General features: G+C 45.6%; 19 protein-coding genes and 10 tRNA genes. 28 read left to right on the top strand and 1 reads right to left on the bottom strand.

The genetic code is table 11. The features are described 5' to 3' along the window. Positions 1-38: 38 nt before the first annotated feature. The 4 genes from surE to rpoS all read left to right on the top strand — a co-directional run bounded on the left by surE (position 39) and on the right by rpoS (position 3,437). Entirely contained in the window at positions 39-782 is a 744-nt protein-coding gene (surE, locus tag BCT34_RS08115; RefSeq protein ID WP_076655970.1) for a 5'/3'-nucleotidase SurE, read from the top strand. Then, positions 783-1,409, top strand: coding sequence for a protein-L-isoaspartate(D-aspartate) O-methyltransferase (locus tag BCT34_RS08120; RefSeq protein ID WP_076655923.1), 627 nt, complete (start codon positions 783-785; stop codon positions 1,407-1,409). 34 nt (positions 1,410-1,443) lie between these two features. Continuing rightward, entirely contained in the window at positions 1,444-2,358 is a 915-nt protein-coding gene (gene nlpD / locus BCT34_RS08125; protein ID WP_076655926.1) for a murein hydrolase activator NlpD, read from the top strand. 98 nt (positions 2,359-2,456) lie between these two features. Continuing rightward, the gene (gene rpoS, locus BCT34_RS08130; protein ID WP_076655929.1) at positions 2,457-3,437 is read left to right on the top strand and encodes an RNA polymerase sigma factor RpoS; all 981 of its coding nucleotides are present in this window, start codon (positions 2,457-2,459) and stop codon (positions 3,435-3,437) included. Between the two features lie 140 nt (positions 3,438-3,577). Here the strand turns inward: rpoS and mutS are convergent, their stop codons facing one another. Continuing rightward, complete coding sequence (mutS, locus tag BCT34_RS08135) at positions 3,578-6,139, bottom strand: DNA mismatch repair protein MutS (RefSeq protein WP_102300463.1); 2,562 nt, start codon at positions 6,137-6,139, stop codon at positions 3,578-3,580. Between the two features lie 124 nt (positions 6,140-6,263). Between mutS and pncC the strand changes: the two genes are divergently transcribed. From pncC to luxS, 24 genes are all read left to right on the top strand, one after another. Further along, positions 6,264-6,758: a nicotinamide-nucleotide amidase gene (gene pncC / locus BCT34_RS08140; protein ID WP_061018846.1), complete on the top strand. Its 495-nt coding sequence runs from the start codon at positions 6,264-6,266 to the stop codon at positions 6,756-6,758. A gap of 139 nt (positions 6,759-6,897) precedes the next feature. Then, positions 6,898-7,935: a recombinase RecA gene (gene recA / locus BCT34_RS08145; protein WP_076653077.1), complete on the top strand. Its 1,038-nt coding sequence runs from the start codon at positions 6,898-6,900 to the stop codon at positions 7,933-7,935. Positions 7,936-8,267: 332 nt separating this feature from the next. Then, the gene (gene alaS / locus BCT34_RS08150; RefSeq protein WP_076653080.1) at positions 8,268-10,850 is read left to right on the top strand and encodes an alanine--tRNA ligase; all 2,583 of its coding nucleotides are present in this window, start codon (positions 8,268-8,270) and stop codon (positions 10,848-10,850) included. A 220-nt stretch (positions 10,851-11,070) separates the two neighbouring features. Continuing rightward, the gene (locus BCT34_RS08155; RefSeq protein WP_083702796.1) at positions 11,071-12,252 is read left to right on the top strand and encodes an aspartate kinase; all 1,182 of its coding nucleotides are present in this window, start codon (positions 11,071-11,073) and stop codon (positions 12,250-12,252) included. Between the two features lie 92 nt (positions 12,253-12,344). Beyond that, a complete protein-coding gene (gene csrA / locus BCT34_RS08160) occupies positions 12,345-12,542 on the top strand; it encodes a carbon storage regulator CsrA (protein WP_004415691.1) in 198 nt (65 codons plus the stop codon). Between the two features lie 474 nt (positions 12,543-13,016). Beyond that, positions 13,017-13,109 (top strand) — tRNA-Ser (locus BCT34_RS08165). Between the two features lie 43 nt (positions 13,110-13,152). Next, a tRNA-Arg gene (locus tag BCT34_RS08170) sits at positions 13,153-13,229 on the top strand. Positions 13,230-13,273: 44 nt separating this feature from the next. Next, positions 13,274-13,366 (top strand) — tRNA-Ser (locus tag BCT34_RS08175). Between the two features lie 89 nt (positions 13,367-13,455). Then, a tRNA-Arg gene (locus BCT34_RS08180) sits at positions 13,456-13,532 on the top strand. A gap of 69 nt (positions 13,533-13,601) precedes the next feature. After that, positions 13,602-13,678 (top strand) — tRNA-Arg (locus BCT34_RS08185). A 79-nt stretch (positions 13,679-13,757) separates the two neighbouring features. Further along, positions 13,758-13,834 (top strand) — tRNA-Arg (locus BCT34_RS08190). A gap of 57 nt (positions 13,835-13,891) precedes the next feature. After that, positions 13,892-13,968: transfer RNA gene (locus tag BCT34_RS08195), tRNA-Arg, on the top strand. 58 nt (positions 13,969-14,026) lie between these two features. Beyond that, positions 14,027-14,103: transfer RNA gene (locus BCT34_RS08200), tRNA-Arg, on the top strand. A gap of 56 nt (positions 14,104-14,159) precedes the next feature. After that, a tRNA-Arg gene (locus BCT34_RS08205) sits at positions 14,160-14,236 on the top strand. Between the two features lie 82 nt (positions 14,237-14,318). After that, positions 14,319-14,395, top strand: a tRNA-Arg gene (locus BCT34_RS08210). A 375-nt stretch (positions 14,396-14,770) separates the two neighbouring features. Then, complete coding sequence (locus BCT34_RS08215) at positions 14,771-15,028, top strand: oxaloacetate decarboxylase subunit gamma (protein ID WP_004741884.1); 258 nt, start codon at positions 14,771-14,773, stop codon at positions 15,026-15,028. A 31-nt stretch (positions 15,029-15,059) separates the two neighbouring features. Next, positions 15,060-16,844 (top strand): sodium-extruding oxaloacetate decarboxylase subunit alpha, encoded by a 1,785-nt coding sequence (gene oadA, locus BCT34_RS08220; protein WP_076655278.1) that lies wholly within the window; start codon positions 15,060-15,062, stop codon positions 16,842-16,844. 9 nt (positions 16,845-16,853) lie between these two features. Beyond that, the gene (locus BCT34_RS08225) at positions 16,854-17,984 is read left to right on the top strand and encodes a sodium ion-translocating decarboxylase subunit beta (RefSeq protein WP_019825842.1); all 1,131 of its coding nucleotides are present in this window, start codon (positions 16,854-16,856) and stop codon (positions 17,982-17,984) included. Between the two features lie 172 nt (positions 17,985-18,156). Continuing rightward, positions 18,157-19,110: an NADP-dependent oxidoreductase gene (locus BCT34_RS08230; protein ID WP_076655275.1), complete on the top strand. Its 954-nt coding sequence runs from the start codon at positions 18,157-18,159 to the stop codon at positions 19,108-19,110. Positions 19,111-19,116: 6 nt separating this feature from the next. Further along, the gene (locus tag BCT34_RS08235; RefSeq protein ID WP_004735497.1) at positions 19,117-19,578 is read left to right on the top strand and encodes a YqaA family protein; all 462 of its coding nucleotides are present in this window, start codon (positions 19,117-19,119) and stop codon (positions 19,576-19,578) included. A gap of 9 nt (positions 19,579-19,587) precedes the next feature. Continuing rightward, positions 19,588-22,446 (top strand): pitrilysin family protein, encoded by a 2,859-nt coding sequence (locus BCT34_RS08240; protein ID WP_076655273.1) that lies wholly within the window; start codon positions 19,588-19,590, stop codon positions 22,444-22,446. 99 nt (positions 22,447-22,545) lie between these two features. Then, complete coding sequence (gene gshA / locus BCT34_RS08245; RefSeq protein WP_076655271.1) at positions 22,546-24,114, top strand: glutamate--cysteine ligase; 1,569 nt, start codon at positions 22,546-22,548, stop codon at positions 24,112-24,114. A 10-nt stretch (positions 24,115-24,124) separates the two neighbouring features. Continuing rightward, complete coding sequence (locus tag BCT34_RS08250) at positions 24,125-24,775, top strand: hypothetical protein (RefSeq protein WP_017629422.1); 651 nt, start codon at positions 24,125-24,127, stop codon at positions 24,773-24,775. Between the two features lie 24 nt (positions 24,776-24,799). Next, a complete protein-coding gene (gene luxS, locus BCT34_RS08255) occupies positions 24,800-25,318 on the top strand; it encodes an S-ribosylhomocysteine lyase (protein ID WP_076655268.1) in 519 nt (172 codons plus the stop codon). The last annotated feature ends 119 nt before the right edge of the window (positions 25,319-25,437 follow it).

Raw genomic sequence — 25,437 nt, forward strand, 5'->3', positions numbered from 1 at the left:
GGCTTGGCTTAGCATTGGAACAAAAGAAAGGATACAAGATGAAGATTTTACTCAGCAACGATGATGGTGTGCACGCTCAAGGTATTCATGAGCTTGCAAATGAGCTACGTGATCTTGCTGAAGTTATCATGGTTGCCCCTGATCGTAATCGCTCGGGTGCGTCAAATTCATTAACTTTAGAACAGCCTCTACGTGTTCAAGAGATTGCTGAAAATATCTACTCGGTACAAGGAACACCGACCGATTGTGTGCATTTTGCGTTAAACGAACTGCTAAAAAATGACATGCCTGATCTGGTATTAACGGGCATTAATCACGGTGCTAACCTTGGCGATGACGTGCTTTATTCAGGCACGGTGGCTGCAGCAATGGAAGGGCATTTTCTAGGCGTTCAATCGGTAGCGTTTTCTCTGGTGGGGAAAAAACATTTTAAGACAGCGGCAGCGATTGCTCGTCGTATTGTCGAACAACATTTAGCAAACCCAATCCCGACCAATCGCTTGTTGAACGTGAACGTTCCTGATTTAGCCTTAGAACAACTGTCTGGTACTCAGGTGACGCGTCTTGGTGCTCGTCATCACGCTGAAGATATGATTAAACAAAAAGATCCGCGTGGTCATGATATCTATTGGCTAGGCCCTCCGGGCAAAGAGCAAGATGCGGGCGAAGGTACCGATTTTTACGCTATCGAGCATGGCTTTGTGTCGGTAACACCGTTACAAGTTGATCTGACGGCGCATGAGTCGTTGGGTGCAATGTCTACATGGTTAGAGGAGAAGTAAGTGAGTAACCCACAAGCAGAACGCTTAATTACTTTTCTGATTGAAAATGGTATCCAAGATCAAAAGGTTCTTGATGCGATCTACCAACTGCCGAGAGAGAGTTTTTTGTCTCAGGCTATGTATCACCAAGCTTATGATAATAATGCGTTACCGATCGGGCAGGGGCAGACCATCTCACAGCCATACATTGTTGCTAAAATGACGGAGCTACTTGAATTACAGCAAGGTAGTCGTGTTTTGGAGATCGGAACGGGTTCAGGTTACCAAACCGCTGTATTGGCTCAACTTGTTGACCATGTTTACTCGGTTGAAAGAATAAAGTCGCTACAATGGGATGCTAAGCGTAGGTTGAAGCAGCTCGATTTCTACAATATTTCAACCAAGCATGGTGATGGCTGGCAAGGCTGGTCTTCAAAAGCGCCTTTTGATGCGATTATTGTCACCGCAGCTGCTGAGTCGATTCCTCAAGCACTTCTGCAGCAACTGAGAGATGGTGGTCGTTTACTGATTCCAGTCGGAGATGACGAACAGCAACTATTGAAAATTGTTCGCCACGGTGATGAGTTTTTATCGAGTGTTATCGAGATGGTGAGATTTGTACCTCTTGTTCCTGGTGAGCTAGCTTAATAAAAGACTAATGGTGTAGGTGGATAGAGAGTCGATGCGTTCGAAGTTGTTTAAAGGAAGTACTTTACTGCTTAGCTGTGCCCTTATTGGGTGTGCAGCGAATTCGCCTGCGCCGGTTTCAAGCCTAAACAAGAACTACTCATCGATTGATCGTGGTAGTTATCGTGGCAGTTACTATGAAGTGAAAAAAGGCGATACGCTTTATTTCATCGCATATGTAACCAATAAAGATGTTAAAGACCTTATCAGTTACAACAAACTATCGGCTCCTTATACTATCCACCCGGGGCAGAAGCTTAAGTTGTGGCGTCCGAGCTACAACGCGCCAGCGTATGGTAAATCAACCGTCGCGGTTGCAGCAGTTGCTGCGCCTGTTGCGGCATCCACAACGTCATCTGCGGCAAGTAAACCTAAAACCACCCCACAAAAGAGCAAAAGCTCTAAACCTGCGCCAGCTCAAACTACCACCAAAGTGGTGAAAAAAGATCCACCAAAGAAGGTTGAACAATCCAAATCAAAGGAGTATGTTGGTTCTAAAGGTAAACAGAATGTTACACCGTCCACCAAACCAACAAGTGATAAAGTATCCAAATGGTTATGGCCAACTAAAGGGAGAGTAATCAAGAATTTCTCTGTAGGCGAACAAGGAAATAAAGGCATAGACATAGCAGGACAGCGAGGTCAGCCAATAGTATCTACTGCAGGGGGAACGGTTGTTTATTCGGGTAATGCATTACGAGGCTACGGCAATCTAGTGATTGTGAAGCACAATGATAATTACTTAAGTGCATACGCGCATAACGACCGACTATTAGTATCTGAAGGGCAAAGTGTGAAATCAGGGCAGAAGATTGCAACAATGGGAAGCTCTGGAGCCAGCAGTGTTAGGCTGCACTTTGAGATTCGTTACCAAGGTAAATCCGTTAATCCAAAACGATATTTACCTTAAATACAATATGCGAAAATTACGTATTGTATGGAGTGACATAGTCATTTAGCGACATATGAAGTTGTAATGTCATGCTAATTTCGCCAGGGGGAGGCGTTATGAGTATAAGCAATGCAGTAACCAAAGAAGAGTTCGATCTTAACCAAGCAACCACGGAACCGGAAGCTCTTGGAAAAGCAAAACGAACAGTCACTAAGAAAACCGAGGCGAAAGAAGAAGTTGAAGTTACGTCTAAAAGTTTAGATGCCACACAACTCTACTTAGGCGAAATTGGTTTCTCACCACTACTAACCGCTGAAGAAGAAGTGCTTTACGCACGTCGAGCTCTACGCGGTGATGAAGCAGCACGTAAACGCATGATCGAAAGCAACCTGCGTTTAGTGGTAAAAATTTCTCGTCGTTATAGCAACCGCGGCCTTGCACTTCTCGATCTAATCGAAGAAGGCAACCTAGGTTTGATTCGCGCCGTAGAGAAGTTTGACCCAGAGCGTGGCTTCCGCTTTTCAACTTACGCAACATGGTGGATTCGTCAAACCATTGAACGTGCGTTGATGAATCAGACTCGCACGATCCGTTTGCCAATCCATGTTGTGAAAGAGCTGAACATCTACCTACGCACAGCAAGAGAACTATCACAAAAGCTTGACCACGAACCAACGGCAGAAGAAATTGCTTCTAAGCTAGATAAGCCGGTTGCTGATGTGAGCAAGATGCTTCGTCTAAACGAACGAGTGAGCTCTGTAGATACGCCAATTGGTGGTGACGGTGAGAAAGCTCTGTTGGATATTATTCCAGACATCAACAATTCAGATCCTGAGGTTTCAACTCAGGATAGCGATATCAAGAACTCACTGATATTCTGGCTTGATGAACTGAATCCAAAGCAGAAAGAGGTGCTTGCACGTCGATTTGGACTATTAGGTTATGAACCGTCCACGCTAGAAGAAGTTGGCCGTGAAATCAGCCTGACTCGTGAGCGAGTTCGTCAAATCCAAGTAGAAGGTCTTCGCCGTTTACGTGAGATTCTGATTAAGCAAGGTCTGAACATGGAAAACCTGTTCAACGTTGAAAACGACTAATTGAACGGATGATGCTTCTCTAAATCGAAGACAAATAAAAACGCTGACTTAAAGTCAGCGTTTTTTTTGTTTGTGGCTATGGTATTTCATGCCGTCTAATCAAAATCACAAACGGCAATAACAAGCTACTTGGTAAGAAACTAAAGCAGCTTCTTCAAGCGGTAAAGCTCTTCTAATGCTTGGCGAGGGGTTAGATCATCAGGATCAACATTCGCCAATGCTTGCTCCACTTCACTTGGCTCTGGGATCAGGCTCAGTTGGTTTGCGATATCAACGCCACTTGGCTTAGATGTCGGAGACTCAATACTCAATGCTTCGAGCTGTGTTAGCTTCGCGCGAGCGTTCTTGATCACGGCTTTTGGTACACCAGCCAACCCTGCAACCGCTAGGCCGTAAGATTTACTTGCTGCACCTTCTTGAACCGCGTGCATAAAGGCAATGCTGTCGCCGTGCTCAACCGCATCTAGGTGTACGTTTGCTAGAGTTGGAAGTTGGTTTGGTAACTCGGTTAGCTCAAAGTAATGCGTTGCAAACAGTGTCATCGCGTTGATTTGATTGGCTAGCCATTCTGCACTTGCCCAAGCTAGTGACAGACCATCGTAAGTACTGGTGCCACGACCAATTTCGTCCATTAACACAAGGCTATTTGGTGTCGCGTTGTGCAGGATATTGGCGGTTTCTGTCATCTCAACCATGAAGGTTGAACGACCAGAAGCGAGATCATCCGATGCGCCAATACGAGTAAAGATACGATCGATAGAGCCTATGGTCGCGCTTTCTGCAGGAACATAACAACCGATGTGAGCCATCAATGCGATGAGTGCTGTCTGGCGCATGTAGGTCGATTTACCACCCATGTTTGGACCTGTGATGATCAGCATTTTACGCTGGTCGTTAAGGTCGATAGGGTTAGCAATGAAAGGTTCCTCCATCACTTGTTCAACAACAGGGTGACGACCTGCTTGGATCTGCACACCGGCTGATTCAGTCATGGTTGGACGGCAGTAATCAAGCGTATCTGCACGTTCAGCCAAGTTCTGTAGAACATCAAGCTGAGATACTGAAGAGGCGATATTTTGTAGGCGCTCTAGATACGGCAGTAGTAAGTCAAATAACTCTTCCCACAGCTGTTTCTCGATAGCGAGTGCTTTCGACTTAGAGTTAAGCACTTTGTCTTCATGTTCTTTCAGTTCAGGAATGATATAGCGCTCAGCGTTCTTCAGCGTTTGGCGTCGAACATAGTGTGGCGGTACAAGGTGACTCTGCCCTCGGCTCACTTGGATGAAGAAACCGTGTACGTTGTTGTAGCCAACTTTAAGCGTGTCGATGCCATGACGCTCGCGCTCTTCTTGCTCAAGCTTATCAAGGAATTCGGTTGCGCCTGCTGCAAGGTCGCGCCATTCGTCTAACTCGGCATTATAGCCTTCGGCAATCACACCACCGTCACGGATAACCACCGGTGGGTTCTCTTTGATTGCACGTTCAAGCAGTTCAGAAACCTCATCGACAGGAGAGGCATATTGAGCAAGCTGAGTTAGGTACGGGTGCTTAAGTTGCGTTAGCGTTTCAGCAAGCTCTGGTAAATACTCCATTGCTTGGCGAAGTCGCGCCATATCACGAGGACGAGCAGAACGAAGTGCAAGACGAGCAAGAATACGCTCGATATCACCAATCTGTTTCAAGGTCGGCTGTAGCTCTGTAAAGAGAGCCAAATCTTTCATTTCACCAATCGCATCTAGGCGTAGATCAAGTGCAGAGATATTGCGCATTGGTTGATGTAACCAACGCTTAAGCATACGACTACCCATCGCGGTTGCGGTGTGATCAAGCACTTCAGCAAGAGTGTTGTCTGTGCCACCGGCAAGGTTTTGAGTGATTTCTAGATTGCGGCGAGTCGCTGCATCAAGGATCACTGAGTGATCTTGTTTATCCATCGTTAAAGAACGGATATGTGGAAGAGCAGTACGTTGAGTGTCTTTTACGTATTGGATCAAACAACCAGCCGCACACAAGCCAAGTTTCGCGCCTTCTACACCAAAGCCAACCAGATCGCGAGTGCCAAACTGTTTATTCAATTGCTGCTTAGCAGTATCTAATTCAAATTCCCAGACTGGACGACGGCGGTTACCATTACGGCTTGCCATTAAATTTACTGGCTCGAAATCTTCAGGGAACAGCAGTTCACGCGGAGAGGTTCTCTGAAGCTCAGCAGTCATCGATTCTTCGGTTTCTGGCTCGCAAAGTTGGAATCGACCGGAGGTAATATCAAGTGTCGCGTAACCAAACTTGCCGTTGTGGTGGTAAATCGCGGCGATTAAGTTGTCGACTCGCTCAGAAAGCAGGGCTTCGTCGGTTACGGTACCCGGTGTCACGATACGCACGACCGCACGCTCAACAGGGCCTTTTGAAAGTGCTGGATTACCAATCTGTTCACAAATTGCTACGGATTCACCAAGTTGCACTAACTTTGCTAAGTATCCTTCAACGGCATGGTATGGAACACCCGCCATTGGAATCGGTTCACCATTTGATGAACCACGCTTAGTCAGTGAAATGTCGAGGAGTTGAGAAGCTTTTTTAGCGTCATCGTAGAAAAGCTCGTAGAAATCGCCCATGCGGTAGAACAGCAGAATTTCTGGGTTTTCTGCTTTCAGTTTTAGGTACTGCTGCATCATGGGAGTATGTTTTTGATCGGCTTTCACAGTTAACTTCTTTCGTTTATTTCTATTGCGGCTTAGGATACGTGAAAGCGTTTCGTGCGAAAAGCGGCTGATGCGAAAAGATGCAAATCCAAATGATATGACAGTAAATAAAGGGAAGCTGATGATGCAGATGACTCAAGACCTTAGTGAACAGCTTGGACATTTACTCGCTAAACACAAACAAGTGTTAGTGACGGCTGAATCTTGCACTGGCGGAGGTGTCGCGAGTGCAGTCACCGATATTGCGGGCAGTTCGGGGTGGTTTGATCGCGCTTTTGTTACTTATAGCAATGAAGCCAAACAAGAGATGATAGGTGTGCAGCTTAAAACCTTGATTGAGTTTGGCGCTGTGAGTGAGCCTGTCGTCATAGAAATGGCGAGCGGGGCATTGCAACACTCAAATGGAACCATCTCTGTATCGATCAGTGGCATTGCCGGGCCAGGTGGCGCGACCGAAGATAAGCCTGTTGGTACAGTATGCTTCGCGTGGAAAGCGCTAAATGGCTGGGATAAAGTAGAAACGCATGTATTTACAGGCGACAGATCACAAGTACGCCAACAAGCCACGCACCATGCCCTGCAAGTTATTTATGATTACCTATCAATGGAAGGTAAGTAACATTTGTACAAATTATTTTCATACAGGTATAGACACTGTATGAATCAACAGTATAATGAAAGCCAATTAGTCACCCCTATGTGGGTTAGAAATAGATTCTAGATCGCTTGTTGAGACAACCGATTATGTGGAGATAGAGATGGACGAGAATAAACAAAAAGCGTTAGCCGCAGCCCTTGGTCAGATTGAAAAGCAATTTGGTAAAGGTTCTATCATGCGTCTTGGTGATAACCGCACAATGGACGTAGAAACTATTTCTACAGGTTCTCTATCTCTAGATATTGCACTAGGTGCTGGTGGCCTACCGATGGGACGTATCGTAGAAGTTTACGGTCCAGAATCATCAGGTAAAACAACGTTAACGCTTGAGCTTATTGCTGCAGCACAGAAAGTGGGCAAGACGTGTGCTTTCGTTGATGCGGAACACGCACTAGACCCTATCTACGCTCAAAAGCTTGGTGTTGATATCGATGCGCTTCTTGTTTCTCAACCAGATACTGGTGAGCAAGCGCTAGAAATCTGTGATGCACTGGCTCGTTCAGGTGCAATCGATGTACTTGTTATTGACTCAGTAGCAGCACTAACACCAAAAGCAGAAATCGAAGGCGAAATGGGCGATAGCCACATGGGTCTTCAGGCTCGTATGCTTTCTCAAGCGATGCGTAAGCTAACTGGTAACCTAAAGCAGTCTAACTGTATGGCTATCTTCATCAACCAAATCCGTATGAAGATTGGTGTGATGTTTGGTAATCCAGAAACAACAACGGGTGGTAACGCTCTTAAGTTCTACGCATCTGTTCGTCTTGATATCCGCCGTACTGGTGCGATCAAAGATGGTGATGAGGTTGTTGGTAACGAAACGCGTATCAAGGTTGTTAAGAACAAGATTGCGGCACCGTTTAAACAAGCTGAAACTCAAATCCTATACGGCAAAGGCTTCAACCGTGAAGGTGAGCTTATCGATTTAGGTGTTAAGAACAAGCTGGTAGAAAAAGCGGGCGCTTGGTACAGCTACAAGGGCGACAAGATCGGTCAAGGTAAAGCTAACGCTGGTAAATACCTACGTGAAAACCCAGAAGTTGCTCTTGAGATCGACACTAAACTTCGTGAGTTATTACTGACTCCAGCTGTTCTTGAAGAAAAAGACGTAGAGAAAGAAGAAAACGAAGAGCTATAAGCTAACGTTTTATAGAGTAGATGTTTGAAAGAAGCATCCGCTTTGAAAGAACTAAAAGCCTCGCATATTTTATGCGGGGCTTTTTTATTGGAGCAGTTCCGTTGAGCATGTATTTGGTCAACTCTCTTTCGTTGACTGAGTTTCTTCGGTACTAGGTCGTCAATTTAGTTCTGCTTTTCCACAGCTAGATATAGTGGAATATTCTTCATTTTATCGAATTCCCACTAAAATCCTGCCCAAGGGTGTCTTTTCTACAAGAAAACTAGTCGAAGCCTTAACCATGATCTACAATACGGCAAAATTCTAACTCGACTATTTTCAGGAAGAGCTGCATGTACATGAGCACTGATGAGGTTCGCAACGCGTTCCTTAAGTTCTTTGAGAGCAAAGAACACCAAATCGTAGACAGTTCATCGTTAGTTCCACATAACGATCCAACCCTGCTATTTACTAACGCAGGTATGAACCAATTCAAAGATTGCTTCTTAGGCGCTGAAAAGCGTGCCTACACTCGAGCAACTACGGCTCAGCGTTGTGTACGTGCGGGTGGTAAACACAATGACCTTGAAAACGTAGGTTTCACGGCTCGTCACCACACGTTCTTCGAAATGCTAGGCAACTTCAGCTTTGGCGACTACTTCAAAGAAGAAGCGATTGGTTTTGCTTGGGAATTCCTGACTGGGACTCTGCAACTGCCAAAAGACCGTCTGCTGGTAACAGTATACGAGACAGATGATGAAGCATTCGATATCTGGAACAAAAAAGTAGGTGTTCCTGCTGACCGTATCGTTCGCATTGGCGATAAAGAAGGCGGTAAACAGTTCGAGTCTGATAACTTCTGGACGATGGGTGACACAGGTCCTTGTGGTCCATGTACTGAAATCTTCTACGATCACGGTGAGCACATCTGGGGCGGCCGTCCTGGTACACCTGAAGAAGATGGTGACCGTTTCATCGAGATCTGGAACAACGTATTCATGCAGTTCAACCGTCACGCTGACGGCACAATGGAACCGCTACCTAAGCCTGCTGTAGATACTGGTATGGGTATTGAGCGTATTTCTGCAATCATGCAGGGCGTTCACTCTAACTACGAAATTGATGTATTCCAAAAGCTAATCAAAGCGACAGCGGAAGTTGTGGGTCATGACGATCTATCTAACCAATCGCTACGCGTTATTGCTGACCACATCCGTTCTTGTTCATTCCTAATCGCTGACGGCGTTATGCCTTCAAACGAAGGTCGTGGCTACGTTCTACGTCGTATTATTCGTCGTGCAGTTCGTCACGGTAACAAGCTTGGCGCACAAGGCGTGTTCTTCCACAAACTTGTGGGTGTACTGGCTGAAGTGATGGGCTCTGCGGCAGATGAACTTAAGAAACAGCAAGAGCTTGTTGAAAAAGTACTTCGCATTGAAGAAGAGAACTTCGGTCGTACTCTAGAGCGCGGCATGGTTATTCTTAATGACGCACTAGATGCACTTGAAGGCAAAGAGCTTGACGGCGAAACAGTTTTCAAACTTTACGACACATACGGCTTCCCAGCTGACCTGACTAACGATGTAGCTCGTGAACGCGACTTTACTATCGATGAAGAAGGCTTTGAGAAGGCGATGGAAGCACAGCGTAAGCGTGCACGTGAAGCTGGCCAATTCGGCACTGATTACAACGCGACGATCAAAGTAGATACCAACACTGAGTTCTGTGGTTACACAGGTACTGAAGGCGCTGGTGAAATCTCTGCGCTATTTGTTGACGGCGAAGAAGTATCTTCACTGTCGGCGGGCGACAAAGCAATCATCATCCTTGAAGAGACGCCATTCTACGCTGAGTCAGGTGGTCAATGTGGTGATGCGGGTACGCTAAAAACAGCATCTGGTCTATTCAAAGTACAAGATACTCAGAAGCTAGGTAACGCATTTGCGCACCACGGTGAGTTAGTTGAAGGTGTATTCGCTAAGGGCGATAAAGTAGAAGCAACGGTTGACGCTGAGCGTCGTGCTGCTATCTCACTAAACCACTCTGCAACACACTTACTTCACTCTGCACTGCGCGAAGTTCTAGGTGAGCACGTTGCTCAGAAAGGTTCTTTAGTTAAGCCAGACAACCTACGTTTTGACTTCTCTAACCTTGAAGCGGTAACACCGGAACAGCTTAAAGAAGTAGAGCGCTTGGTTAACGCACAAGTTCGTCAGAATCACGTGATTGAAACCAACATCATGGACATCGAGTCAGCGAAACAAAAAGGTGCAATGGCACTGTTTGGCGAGAAGTACGATGATGAAGTTCGCGTTCTATCTATGGGCGATTTCTCTACTGAACTTTGTGGTGGTATCCACGCAAGCAACACGGGTGATATCGGTCTATTCAAGATCACTTCTGAAGGTGGTATCGCTGCCGGTATTCGTCGTATCGAAGCGGTAACAGGCGAAGCTGCGCTAGATGCTGTAGAAGCTCAAGCGAACGCTTACGAAGAGAAACTGGCTGAATCAGCTAAGAAAGCGAAATCGCTAGAGAAAGAAATCCAACTGCTTAAAGAAAAGATGGCTGCAGCAGAAAGCGCAAACATCATGGGCAAAGTAGAAGACATCTCTGGTACTAAAGTTTTGGTTGCTGCAATTGAAGGTGCAGATAACAAGAACCTACGTACTATGGTTGATAATGCTAAAAACCAAGTGGGTAGCGGTATCATCCTGATTGCGAACGTAGCAGACGGTAAAGTTGGCTTGATTGCTGGTGTAACCAAAGACCTAATCGGCAAAGTAAAAGCGGGCGATCTTGTTAAGATGGTTGCTGAGCAAGTTGGCGGTAAAGGCGGCGGTCGTCCAGATATGGCTCAAGCGGGTGGTACAGACGTTGAAGCACTACCAGAAGCGCTTAAATCTGTACGTACTTGGCTAGAAGAGCGTCTTTAAGCTTAAGTAATTGATACAAAGATGCCCAATCAGTTGATTGGGCATCTTTTATTTTGCCTGTTGGAAGCGTGTTTAAATAAGGTTTGATTGAGATTAACCAAGAAGTCTAATGGTGGCGTTAGACTTCTTGGTTAATTTTTTATTGCTTCGCCCTGACGCGGAGTATGTGTTTTTTTGTCATATATAGACATTGGTCTTGGGAAGGTGAGGACGGGTGAAAATGCCTCTTATCGTGCAGAAATTTGGTGGAACGTCGGTGGGTTCAATTGAACGAATCCATCATGTAGCAGAAAAAATCATTGAAGCGAAAAATGAAGGGAACCAGATCGTGGTTGTCGTTTCTGCTATGTCAGGTGAAACAAATCGGTTAGTTAACTTAGCCACACAAATCGATAGTGTACCAAACGCTAGAGAACTGGATGTGTTGTTAACGGCTGGCGAACAAGTTTCCATGGCCTTGTTAGCAATGACGTTGCACAAGTTAGGTTATGAAGCGACATCGATGACTGGCTATCAAGCCAAGATACATACTGATTCGAATCATAATAATGCAGCGATTGAGCGTATTGATACTGCCCCTATTCAAGCTCTGCTAGATGATAACCAGATTGTGATTGTTGCTGGCTTTCAAGGGTTCAACGCGAAAGGCGATATCACAACATTAGGTCGTGGTGGTTCAGATACCACAGCGGTGGCTCTTGCAGGTGCCTTGCAGGCGAAAGAGTGCCAGATCTACACTGATGTAGATGGTGTTTACTCTTGTGATCCTAGAGTCGTGAAGCAATCTCAAAAATTAGATACTTTAGATTTTCCTTCTATGGAAGAGATGGCTCGCCGAGGCGCTAAGGTGCTGCATCTCCCGTGTGTTCAGTATGCGTGGCAGCACAACGTGCCATTACGAGTGCTTTCAAGCTTTGAGCAAGGCGAGGGCACATTGATCGCAGGTAACCAATGTTTGAATGACATTGCTGGCATCGCCATCCAAAGAGATATGGTGCGTATTGAGTGTTTGAATGAGGATTTACCGTCTTTCATTTCACATTGCCAATTGTTAGGGATCGAAGTCTGTAGTGTGATCGAGGAAACAGAACGAGCAGCACTCATTATTAAACAAGACATAAGTGCCAAATTAAAACTAGTTTTTGCCGAGAAAATCCGTAATAGTGAACAGGTTAGTTTGTTAACTGTGGTAGGAAGCCGAACACAAGAAATTGTGGTCAGTTCACATGGATTGTTGTCTGAAGGCGAAATTGATGTACAGCATCACTTATTGCAGCAGCAGTCTTTAACTTTGGTGATATCACCAACGCAAGTCGATATGGCTGCTAACATATTACACAATGCATACATCGTAGCGCGTGAAACACAGGGTTATCCTAAAAAAGAAGTGCATTTTGGTTAAATAAACTCAATCGATAGTTTACGAAAATATAACTTTTGTTGGATAATGCTCTCGTAGCTAGATAAATTTAGAGATTACTCAAGGAGCAAAGAATGCTAATTTTGACTCGCCGCGTTGGCGAAACACTGATGATTGGTGATGAAGTAACAGTTACTGTACTAGGCGTTAAAGGTAACCAAGTACGTATCGGTGTTAACGCACCTAAAGAAGTATCTGTTCACCGTGAAGAGATCTACATGCGCATTCAAGCTGAAAAAGGTAATGGTAACGTTGCATCTGGCAACTACTAATACTTTTGCGTAGAGAAGAGGCTAGCATTGTTGCTAGCCTTTTTTGATCTTGGGGGGTAGAAGTACTCATTAGGACATGGGCTTGCTGGATAGTGGAACGGTCTCAAAGTGGTGAAGTGAATGCTTCGTGATGTTGTGAGGTACAGATAAGGTTGAACAGAACTGTTGCTATGTATTTTGTTTGGCAAAACTTAAGATTTGTTCGCTTCCCCTATGGCGCAAATACGTATCCCGTAGTATTGTGCCATCAGCGGTAGCACTTGCTGCTGGAGAAATTAGATAATTGTTTTCGGCTGTTTATTATTGCCAATCTTTCACCTTAATTTTTAAGGGAAAAAGCGCGATTTGAATGTTATAAGTTCAATTTGCAAGCGCTTTGATTAAATAGCAAACGGTTGAGTGTTTTTGTCCAATTTTTTTCAATAAAGTGTTTGACATATTTTCGGTAAAACGTAATATGTGCCTCCGCAAGACGGTGAGGTGGCCGAGAGGCCGAAGGCGCTCCCCTGCTAAGGGAGTATGTGGTTTGTAGCTGCATCGAGGGTTCGAATCCCTCCCTCACCGCCATTTCTTGCGAGTCTAAAATTAGCAATTTAGGCAATGTAAATGTGCGTCCTTAGCTCAGCTGGATAGAGTACCTGGCTACGAACCAGGCGGTCGGAGGTTCGAATCCTCCAGGACGCGCCATTCTCTCTTCTCTTACTTGTAAGTGATGCGAGAATAATGAATTAGGTGAGGTGGCCGAGTGGCCGAAGGCGCTCCCCTGCTAAGGGAGTATGTGGTTTGTAGCTGCATCGAGGGTTCGAATCCCTCCCTCACCGCCATTCATTACAGGCCGATGGCCTTTTTTTTTCTTCGTAGCAAGAAGAATGTGATATATTTCACAACTTCATTCTTAATGAATGAACACCGTGCGTCCTTAGCTCAGCTGGATAGAGTACCTGGCTACGAACCAGGCGGTCGGAGGTTCGAATCCTCCAGGACGCGCCACTATTTAAGGGTTTATTTCTTACGAGAATAACAATCCTTGTATTGGCTTTAAGTTGATACTAAAACCGTGCGCTCTTAGCTCAGCTGGATAGAGTACCTGGCTACGAACCAGGCGGTCGGAGGTTCGAATCCTCCAGAGCGCGCCACTATTTCGGGTTTAGTTCTGATAAGAATGTGAATCCTGATATTGATAAATCGTTCGTCGAGAATTAATATCAAAACCGTGCGTCCTTAGCTCAGCTGGATAGAGTACCTGGCTACGAACCAGGCGGTCGGAGGTTCGAATCCTCCAGGACGCGCCACTCTTTAGGGTTTCCTTGTGAACTCCTGATATTGGGAATACTGATATCGAAAACCGTGCGCTCTTAGCTCAGCTGGATAGAGTACCTGGCTACGAACCAGGCGGTCGGAGGTTCGAATCCTCCAGAGCGCGCCACTCTTTAGGGTTTCCTTTGTGAGCCTCTGATATTGGGAATACCGATATCGAAAACTGCGCGTCCTTAGCTCAGCTGGATAGAGTACCTGGCTACGAACCAGGCGGTCGGAGGTTCGAATCCTCCAGGACGCGCCACTCTTTAGGGTTTCCTTGTGAACTCCTGATATTGGAAATACTGATATCGAAACCGTGCGTCCTTAGCTCAGCTGGATAGAGTACCTGGCTACGAACCAGGCGGTCGGAGGTTCGAATCCTCCAGGACGCGCCACTATTTATAGGCTTCTTTCTTACGAGAATGAAATCCTTATATTGATATGTTGTTAGTCACAATGAATTGATATTAAAACCGCGCGCTCTTAGCTCAGCTGGATAGAGTACCTGGCTACGAACCAGGCGGTCGGAGGTTCGAATCCTCCAGAGCGCGCCACATTATTAGAAGAAGCCTCGTTTATACGAGGCTTTTTTTATGTCTGCTATAAAATTGTTGCGACAATGTTAAATTTATTGGTTATTTAACTTGTTGTATTTAAAGTAGTTCTTTATTGCTTACTTGTTATTCCACCTTTCTCATATCAAATCCTAGAAAAGCCCTGTTTAAGTCACAGTTTAAATATCTAAAAATGACGCATTTGACAGATTTATGTGATCTGATAGGCGAATAATTAACCTTATATGTGCGTTATCCATAACAGAACCTTAAACAAAATTGACAAACTTTTACCAATCGAGATAATCCAAGGGTCGGGATCACTATTCGCTGAAATCCTGTACATATGTCAGGATGACGAAGAAAGGAAGCAACATGACAAATATTGGAAGCCTGCTAGGAGATGCGGCGACTCTAATGATAACGGGGATGTCCGTTGTCTTTATTTTCCTAACTATTCTAGTTTACCTCGTTCGGTTGATGTCAAAACTGGTACCAGAAGAAGTACCAGAGCCGATCGCAGCACCTAAAAAAATTCAAAAATCACAATCAAACCCTTCAGCTGTTAGTCCACAGGTAGTGGCAGCAATTTCGGCCGCGGTTCATCAATACCGTGCGTCTACTGCTAAGTAGCATTTAAAGGATTAAAAAGGAGTTTATGAGCATGTCTAAACCACTAGCTATCACAGATGTGGTACTTCGTGACGCGCACCAGTCACTATTTGCTACTCGTATGCGTATCGAAGATATGCTGCCAATTGCGGCAGAACTGGATAAAGTCGGTTACTGGTCACTTGAGACTTGGGGTGGCGCGACGTTTGATTCGTGTATCCGTTTTCTTGGCGAGGATCCTTGGGAGCGTTTGCGTGAGCTTAAGAAAGCTATGCCAAACACACCGATGCAGATGCTACTGCGTGGTCAAAACCTATTGGGCTACCGCCACTACGCGGATGATGTAGTAGAAAAATTTGTTGAACGTGCCCATAAAAACGGCATGGACGTATTCCGTATTTTTGATGCGATGAATGACGTACGTAACTTTGAAAAAGCAGTGAAAGCGACAATTGATGTTGGTGGTCACGCTCAAGGTACGTTGTCTTACACAACCAGTCCGGTTCACAACTCAGATACTTGGGTTGATTTAGCTAAGCGTCTTGAAGACCTAGGTTGTCACTCACTATGTATCAAAGATATGTCAGGTTTATTAAAGCCGTATGAAGCGGAAGAGCTGATTACACGTATCAAAGCATCGTGTGACGTCCCTCTAGCGCTGCATAGCCACGCAACAACCGGTCTATCGACTGCAACAGCGGTTAAAGCCGTTGAAGCGGGTATTGATATTCTAGACACCGCTATTTCTTCAATGAGCTGTACTTACGGCCACACGCCAACCGAAACGGTTGTTGCGATGTTAGAGGGTACAGAGCGCGACACGAACCTTAAGCTTGACCAGATTGAGCCAATTGCTTCTTACTTCCGTGATGTACGTAAAAAGTATGCGAAATGGGAAGGTCAGCTAAAAGGTGTCGATTCTCGCATCTTGATTGCTCAAGTTCCTGGCGGCATGTTAACCAACATGGAGGGCCAGCTTAAAGAACAAGGCGCGGCCGATCGCATGGATGAAGTGTTAGAAGAGATCCCACGCGTACGCAAAGAGCTTGGTTATATTCCTTTAGTAACACCAACTTCTCAAATTGTCGGCACTCAAGCGGTTATTAACGTTTTAACAGGTGAGCGTTACAAGAGCATCACTAAAGAGACGGCTGGTTTATTGAAAGGTGAATACGGTCAAGCTCCTGCTGAAGTGGATGCTGATCTGCAAGCGAAAGTTCTGGATGGTGCAGAGCCGATCACTTGTCGTCCTGCTGACCTGCTAAAATCTGAAATGGATACGTTAACGACGGATCTGTTAGAGAAAGCGAAAGCGGAAGGTATCTCTCTAGCTGAAGATACGGTTGATGATGTATTAACTTACGCACTCTTCCCACAAGTTGGCCTTAAGTTCCTTAAGAACCGCCGTAATCCTGAAGCATTTGAGCCTGCACCAACGCTAGAAGCTGCGGCTCCAGTTGCAGCAGCTCCTGTACAAGCTTCTGGTGGTATTGAAAGCTACAGTGTGAAGGTTGATGGTCAAGTTTACGATGTCGAGGTTGGCCCACAAGGTGAACTAACATCTGTTGCGCCATCAGCAAAACCTGCTCAAGCGGCTCAGGCTGCACCTGTAGCAGCTTCTGACGCGGAAGCGGTTCCGGCTCCATTGGCGGGTAACATCTTCAAAGTGAACGTTCAGGCGGGTGCTGAAGTTGCTGAAGGCGATGTTCTGCTAATCCTAGAAGCGATGAAGATGGAAACGGAAGTTCGTGCTGCTCGTGGTGGTATCGTTCAAGAATTGAATGTGAAAGAAGGCGATGCAGTTACTGTAGGCGCTCCACTACTAAGTTTAGCGTAAGGGAGTACCATGGAAGGATTGATGACCTTATGGTCTGAAACAGGGATTGCGAACTTTGAGTTCGGCCAGATCTGTATGATGCTGGTTGGTTGCTTACTGTTGTTTTTGGCAATTCGTAAAGGATTTGAACCGTTACTTCTATTACCGATTGGTTTTGGTGCGGTATTAGCAAACATTCCAAATGCTGGGTTTACTGATCCTGGTGGTTTGCTTTACTACGTTTACTACATTGGTATTGAAACGGGTATTTTCCCACTGCTGATCTTTATGGGTGTTGGTGCGATGACGGACTTCGGTGCGTTGATTGCAAACCCTAAAACGTTGTGGCTAGGGGCTGCGGCTCAGTTTGGTATCTTCGCGACTCTATTTGGCGCGATCTTGCTGAACTATGTTCCAGGAATGGAATTCTCGATGGCCGACGCTTCTTCCATTGCGATCATTGGTGGTGCTGATGGCCCAACCGCGATCTTCTTGGCGAGTAAGCTATCTCCGGATCTTTTAGGCGCGATTGCTGTAGCGGCATATAGCTACATGGCTTTGGTTCCTATCATTCAGCCACCAATTATGAAAGCGTTAACCTCTCCTGAAGAGCGCAAAATTAAGATGGCTCAACTTCGCCACGTTAGCAAAGCCGAGAAGATTCTTTTCCCGCTTGCGGTACTACTGATGACGATTTTGTTCCTACCTTCAGCAACACCTCTAGTAGGTATGTTCTGCTTGGGCAACTTGATGCGTGAAGCGGGTGTGGTTGATCGCTTATCGAAAACAGCGCAAAACGAACTGATTAACGTTGTAACTATCTTCCTTGGCCTCGGTGTCGGCTCTAAGCTTCAAGCAGATACTTTCTTGAACTTAGAGACATTGGGTATTCTTGGCTTAGGTGCAGTTGCGTTCAGTATTGGTACTGCGGGTGGTGTATTGATGGCGAAAGTTCTAAACCGCTTCTCGAAAGAGGATATCAACCCATTGATTGGTGCAGCTGGCGTATCAGCGGTTCCAATGGCAGCTCGTGTTGTGAACAAGGTTGGTCTTGAGGCTAACCCTCAGAACTTCTTGTTGATGCATGCGATGGGCCCGAACGTAGCCGGTGTACTTGGTAGTGCGGTTGCGGCGGGTATTCTATTAGCACTAGTCGGTTAATGGGTTACTTAGGTCATGTATCGTTACGTTAATTGGTCGTCAATTTACGAATGAGCGGTTAACTTAGCCTTATTAAATGGTTTATAGTCAAAGGGATGCTTTCGCATCCCTTTCTTTTTATTAATTAGGGTGCTTGCTCACTAGGGCTTTTATCAATCAAGGAAATGTGGAAATGGAAAATAAACAGATTGCGATTACTCAATTCGGCGGCGTCGAAAACCTTAGTATTCAAACCAGTGTGATTCCTGAGCCTAAGGCTGGAGAAGTGGTGGTTAAAGTTTCCTTTTCGGGCATTAATCCGATTGATGTCAAAACCCGTGCAGGCCTTGGTTGGGCAGCAGCACAGAACAAAGATAACCTTCCTTGGGTGCCGGGATACGATATTTCGGGTCAAATTGTCACGCTAGGCGATCAGGCTGAACGTTTTACTGTTGGTGATAACGTGGCAGGATTTATTGGTTTTCCACTGCAAGGTGGCGGTTACAGCCAATATGTTTGTGTTCCAGAAGCAGCGCTCAGCATGGTTCCTGATTCTGTCACCCTAGAAGCGGCAGCCGCATTACCCCTTGCTAGCCAAACAGCAGCCCAAGCACTCAATAAAGCCGAAGTGAAAGAGGGCGATCGCGTGCTTATTTTAGCGGGCGCGGGCGGCGTTGGTCACCTTGCGGTTCAAATTGCCGTGGCTGCAAAAGCTGAGGTTTATACAACCTGCAGTGAAGCGAACCTTGATTACCTTGCAACGCTAGGCGCTCATGCGATTAACTATCAGTTTGCCCCAGCTTCAGAACGGGTTTCTGATGTTGATGTGCTGATTGATTTGGTCGGTGGTGATACTGCTCTTGATGCGTTGAAGTGTCTGAAAGATGGCGCGCGAGTCGTGACAGTACCAACGCTATCTGCAGAACTTATTTGCGAAAAAGCAACGCTATTAGGCTTTACTGCATCTGGCATGTTGGTTGAACCAAACCCAGAGCAAATGGACACCATGCTTTACATGGTAAGTGTCGGATTGCTGAAAACAGAAATTCAAGGTATCTATCCGTTAGTCGAGGCACAGTCGGCACACCTACAGGTTGAGACTGGGCACACCAGAGGCAAGGTACTACTTAAAATGCAAGAAAGTTGATATGCAGTGCTAGAATTCTTTAACTCCCTTTTTGAAAATATAGCGCTGTGGTTCTCGGACTCGGCGCTGTGGGTGCTCTTCATCAGTGGCTTCTTGAGTGCCACGTTACTACCCGGTGGTTCAGAAGCTAGCCTTGTTGCTGCTTTGAGCTTAGATCAGTTTTCAACATCATCGATTATTCTGTTGGCGACTCTTGGTAATACCTTAGGCGGTCTGACTAACTATTGGATTGGTTTGTGGTTGCCTAATCGAACTCAATCAGAAAAGCATGGTCATAAGGCTATGGCTTGGCTGAGCCGTTATGGCTACTGGACACTGTTATTTAGTTGGTTACCTATTATTGGTGATCCTTTGTGTCTCGCGGCGGGCTGGCTAAGAATGAAATTTATCCCTAGCGTTATTTTGATAGCGATTGGCAAAGCCGCTCGCTACAGCTTACTTGCTGCTATCTACTTCGGTTTTTTCTAAGGAGAACCTATGAAAAAGGTTTTACTTGGTACATTTTCTCTTATCGCCATCGCAGGCTGTTCTTACAATGTACCTAGCTCTACATCCTTCTTTTCCTCATTGCCAGAAGGCGTCACTCTAGTTGAAGAAGTCAAGCCTTCTAAAGACAAAGTGGTGATTCCTTACACCAAGTATCAATTAGATAATGGTTTAACTGTTATTCTTTCTCCGGATGATTCTGATCCACTTGTGCATGTAGATGTGACTTACCACGTAGGTTCAGCACGTGAGCAGATTGGTAAGTCGGGTTTTGCTCACTTCTTCGAACACATGATGTTCCAAGGCTCAGAGAACGTTGGCGATCAACAACACTTTAAGATCATTACCGAAGCAGGTGGTTCCTTAAACGGCACCACTAACCGTGATCGTACTAACTACTTTGAAACCGTTCCATCTAACCAACTTGAGAAAATGTTGTGGTTAGAGTCAGACCGAATGGGCTTCTTGTTGGATGCGGTTTCTCAGAAGAAATTCGAAGTTCAAAGAGGCACAGTTAAAAACGAACGTGCTCAAAGTTATGAAAATCGCCCTTATGGCTTGATGTGGGAACGCATGGGTGAAGCTCTTTACCCTGAAGGCCACCCATATTCATGGCAACCAATTGGTTACGTGGAAGATTTAGACCGTGTTGATGTAAACGACCTTAAGGCGTTCTTCCTGCGTTGGTACGGCCCAAACAATGCTGTGCTAACCATTGGTGGTGATATCGACGTGGATGACACGCTAGACTGGGTGAATAAGTACTTTGGCCCAATCCCTCAAGGCCCTGAAGTCAAGGCAGCAGAGAAGCAACCTGCTGTGCTAACAGAAGATAAGTACATCACCTTAGAAGACAATATTCGTCAGCCTATGGTGCTGGTGGGTTGGCCAACAACCTATCGCGGTGAAGAGACACAAGCTTCGCTGAATGCACTCTCTAATGTATTGGGTTCAGGTACCAACAGCTACCTGTATCAAAACCTCGTAAAAACGCAGAAGGCAGTCAGCGCAGGGTCTTTCCACGATTGTGCTGAGCTTGCTTGTACCATGTACGTGTATGCGATGGGTAACTCAGGTGAAAAAGGCGATCTGACGGTTCTTAATAAAGAGCTGATGGATACCTTAGAGCAATTCTCGAAAGAGGGCGTTGAGCAAGAACGTTTAGACCAGATCACCGGTATGGCTGAAGCGGATGCCGTTTTTGCTCTGCAAAGTGTGAAAGGCAAGGTGTCACAACTTGCGTCTAACCAAACCTTCTATGGTCAGCCTGACCGCATTGAATCACAGTTGGATCAAATCCGCGCGGTGACTCCCGAAAGCGTAAGTAAAGCCTACCAAGAATTCATCGAAGGTAAGCACAAGGTTACCTTGAGTGTAGTTCCTAAGAAGAAGCTCGATTTAGCGGTTCGTGAGGCGACTTTTGTTACGCCTCCACGTACTTTGCCTGAATACAGCAAGGTGACGGAAGACCAACTGGATTTCAGAAAAGCACCGAACACCTTTGATCGCAGCGTGATGCCAGAAGTTAACTTTGGTGTTGAAGCAACGATGCCTGATTTGTACCGCATGCACTTTGCAAATGGCACCGATTTGATTGGTACCGTGACCAGTGAAACGCCGACAGTACAGCTACAGATTCAACTTCCAGCTGGTGAGCGTTATGTTCGCAAAGGGCAAGAAGGCCTAGCGAACCTAACCGCTTCGATGATGGAAGAGGGCTCGACAAAACGAACGGTTGAAGAGCTACAAGCTACGCTAGATAAGTTGGGTAGTAGTGTGAGTATCAGTGCGGGTAGCTACACCACTGACATTTCAATTTCTACGCTAGAGAAAAATCTGCCTCAAACCTTAGCGATTGTACAAGAGGTTCTATTTGAGCCTAAGTTCGATGAGCAAGACTTTGAGCGCGTTAAGAAGCAGATGCTAGAAGGTGTTGTGTATCAGCACCAACAGCCAAGCTGGATGGCCTCTCAAGCAACCCGTGAAGTGTTATTTGGCGACACTGTTTTTGCCCGAGCTAGCGACGGTACTAAGGAATCCCTATCGAAACTCACGCTAGACGATGTGAAAAAATTCTACGATCAACATTATACACCTGAAGGTGCCAATATTGTTGTTGTGGGAGACATCTCGAAGAAAGAGGTTGGAAAACAGCTACAATTCTTTGAAGAATGGCAAGGCGATGCTGCACCATTAACGCGCCCACAGATCGTCAAAGAGCTTCCTGGTCAGCACCTGTATTTAGTCGATAAACCGGGAGCGCCACAAAGCATTGTTCGCTTGGTGCGTAAAGGCCTACCGTTTGATGCGACGGGTGAGCTGTATTTGAGTCAGCTGGCTAACTTTAACTTAGCCGGTAACTTCAATAGCCGTATCAACCAGAACCTACGTGAAGACAAAGCCTACACTTATGGTGCAAGCGGTTACTTCGCCAGTACTCGAGAAACTGGCGCGGTGGTATTTAGCGCACAGGTGAGGGCTAATGCGACGGTTCCATCGATTCAAGAGTTTATAAATGAGCTGAATGAGTTTAGTCAGAGTGGATTAACTGACGAAGAGGTGAAATTTATGCGCCTTGCAGTCGGCCAACAAGATGCACTCAAATACGAAACGCCAAGTCAAAAGGCTGGGTTGTTGAGTAATATTGTTGCATTAAGCCTTGATGAAGATTACCTACAACAGCGTAATCAGATAGTTGAAACGGTTTCAAAAGAGACCTTAAACGAGCTATCGAAGAAATGGTTTGACCCGAATGATTATCAAATAATCGTTGTTGGTGACGCGACTTCGCTTCGCCCACAATTAGAAAAGTTAGATATTCCAATAGAAGAGCTTGAAATCATTCGTTAGAGTACACATTAAAGGGGGAGGGAAGAGACTCTACTTTTCTCCTCCAACCTAATTTATGATAGTTCTAATCAGAACAATATAAGATAAGTGAACTGAATTTTGACTGATTTTGCTGCGCGACTAAAGCAAGTTGCAACCAACCCTACGACCTTCTCTCAATTTGGTCGTGGTGTTGAAAGGGAAACATTACGCTACACGGAAGATGGGCACCTTGCTACTGGGCCGCACCCTAAAGCTTTAGGATCTGCGTTGATGAACGGATGGGTAACGACCGATTTCTCAGAGTCGCTACTCGAATTTATTACGCCTGTTTCTAACGACGTTCCGACGCTTTTGAATCAGTTATCTGATATCCATCACTTCACGCAAACCAAGCTAAATGGCGAAAAAATGTGGCCGCTTTCAATGCCTTGTTACGTTGGCAATGAAGATTACATTCAGTTAGCGCAATACGGCACCTCGAATAACGGTAAAATGAAGACGCTATATCGTGAAGGCCTAAAGCGCCGCTACGGTAGCCTGATGCAGATTATCTCTGGTGTTCACTTCAACTTCTCGTTCCCAGAAAGCTTTTGGGATAGCCTGTTTGGAGAGCAAACAGAAGAAGAACGTTGTGAAGCTAAGTCAGACGCTTATTTCGGTTTGATTCGTAACTACTACCGCTTTGGTTGGTTAATCCCATACTTCTTCGGTGCTTCACCGGCGTTGTGCTCTTCTTTCATTAAAGGAAGAGAAACAAACCTGCCTTTTGAAAAGGTTGGTGGGACACTGTATCTGCCAAAAGCAACGGCACTGCGCCTGAGCGATCTTGGCTACACCAACAGTGCGCAAAGCGTATTGAAGATTGGTTTCAACAGCCTAGACCAATACCTTGAAGGTTTGAATCAAGCTATTCGCACACCATCAGAAGAGTTCGCTGAGATTGGCACTAAGGTTGATGGTGAATACCGTCAATTGAATACCAACGTACTGCAAATTGAAAACGAGCTTTATGCTCCAATCCGTCCTAAGCGTGTAGCGAAGAGTGGTGAAAAGCCCTCTGAAGCATTAGCTCGCGGTGGTGTTGAGTACATTGAGGTTCGTTCTCTAGACGTAAATCCATTCAGCTCAATTGGTATCAATGAGCAGCAAGTTCGCTTCTTAGACTTATTCCTAACCTGGAGTGTGTTAACAGACTCTGCTGAAATGGATAACTGCGAACTTGAATGCTGGCGTGATAACTGGAATAAGGTGATCTTAGAAGGTCGTCAGGTTGGTCTAGAGCTACAAATTGGTTGTCATGGCGAACGATTGTCTCTGCAAGATTGGGCGAAGCGTGTTTTCAAAGATCTACGCTCTATTGCCGAGATGATGGATGCAGAGCAAGGTGGGCGTGCATACCAAGAAACATGCGATACGCTTGAAGCTTGGATTGATAACCCAGAACTGACTATTTCTGGCCAGTTGTTAGAAGAGACCAAAAAACTGGGTGGCTTAGGTAAAGTGGGTTGCGCGTTAGGTAAAACTTACGCAGAGCAACACAAAGCACACCAATATAAAGTTTACTCAGCTGAGTTGATGGAAGCGGAAGTTCAACGCTCTGTGATTGCTCAGCAACAAAGTGAAGAAGCAAGCACGCAAGATTTTGACAGTTTCTTAGCGGATTATTTTTCGTATTTAAAAGCATAGCGAGACTTTGGTGGAAAGGAAGCAAGCCTTATTAGGTCAGCCTACTCGTGTGAGTAGTAAATGGTTACCTGTAGTGACTGTTGGTGTTGTCTCTAGCCTCTTGGTTGGATGTGCAACGCCACCGCCAAAGCAGCAAGATAATTTATGTAGCATCTTCCGAGAGCACCCTTCATGGTATGAAGATGCCTTGGATATGCAAGAAGAGTGGGGCACACCGATCAACGTTGCTATGGCTTTTGTGAAGCAAGAGAGTAGTTATCGTCACGATGCGCGCCCACCTAAAGATTACATTCTTGGCTTTATACCGTGGGGACGCGTGAGCAGTGCCTACGGTTATGCACAAGCTCAAGACCCTGCTTGGGAAGACTTCCAAAAGGCGACCAATAACGGTGGCTCACGCACCAACTTTGATGATGCATTGATGTTCATCGGTTGGTATACCAGCGAGACTCGTCGTCAGCTAGGCATTTCACTGTGGGACCCATATAACCAATACCTGGCTTATCATGAAGGCCGTGGTGGTTATAAACGCAAATCCTACAACAGCAAACCATCGTTGATTAAAGTGGCGCGTAAAGTCGAACAGCAAGCAAAAGATTATGGATGGCAGCTGAAACAGTGCCGCAAAGAACTAGAAGACAATCGAAGCTGGTTTTTCTAAAGCCAGCCGTCATGGAGAAGAGCAATGCCTTTATTAGATAGTTTCACTGTTGATCACACACGCATGAACGCACCTGCCGTTCGTGTTGCTAAAACAATGCAAACCCCAAAAGGGGATACCATCACTGTGTTTGACCTGCGTTTTACTGCGCCAAACAAAGATATCCTATCTGAGAAAGGTATCCATACTCTAGAGCATCTATACGCGGGTTTCATGCGTAATCAATTAAACGGTTCAGATGTAGAGATCATCGATATTTCACCGATGGGTTGTCGTACTGGTTTCTACATGAGCCTGATTGGCACGCCTTCAGAGCAACAAGTGGCAGACGGTTGGTTAGCAGCGATGCAAGACGTACTGAAAGTTGAGAGCCAGAATAAGATCCCAGAGCTGAACGAATACCAATGTGGTACCGCAGCAATGCACTCTTTAGATGAAGCGAAAGAGATCGCGAATGCGATCATCGCTGCAGGTATTTCTGTAAACAAGAATGATGAGCTGGCACTACCAGAGTCTATGCTACAAGAGCTTAAAATCGACTAATCATTTTTAGTTCACTTTGAATACGCTTCACTCTAGATACATTTTTCTCTAGAGACAGAGCGAGTTAGATACTGAAAGGCCCGATTCAATGAATCGGGCCTTTTTTGGTGTGGGGTATT

The sequence above is a fragment of the Vibrio sp. 10N.261.45.E2 genome (assembly GCF_002875705.1).
In the GTDB taxonomy this organism is placed as follows: domain Bacteria; phylum Pseudomonadota; class Gammaproteobacteria; order Enterobacterales; family Vibrionaceae; genus Vibrio.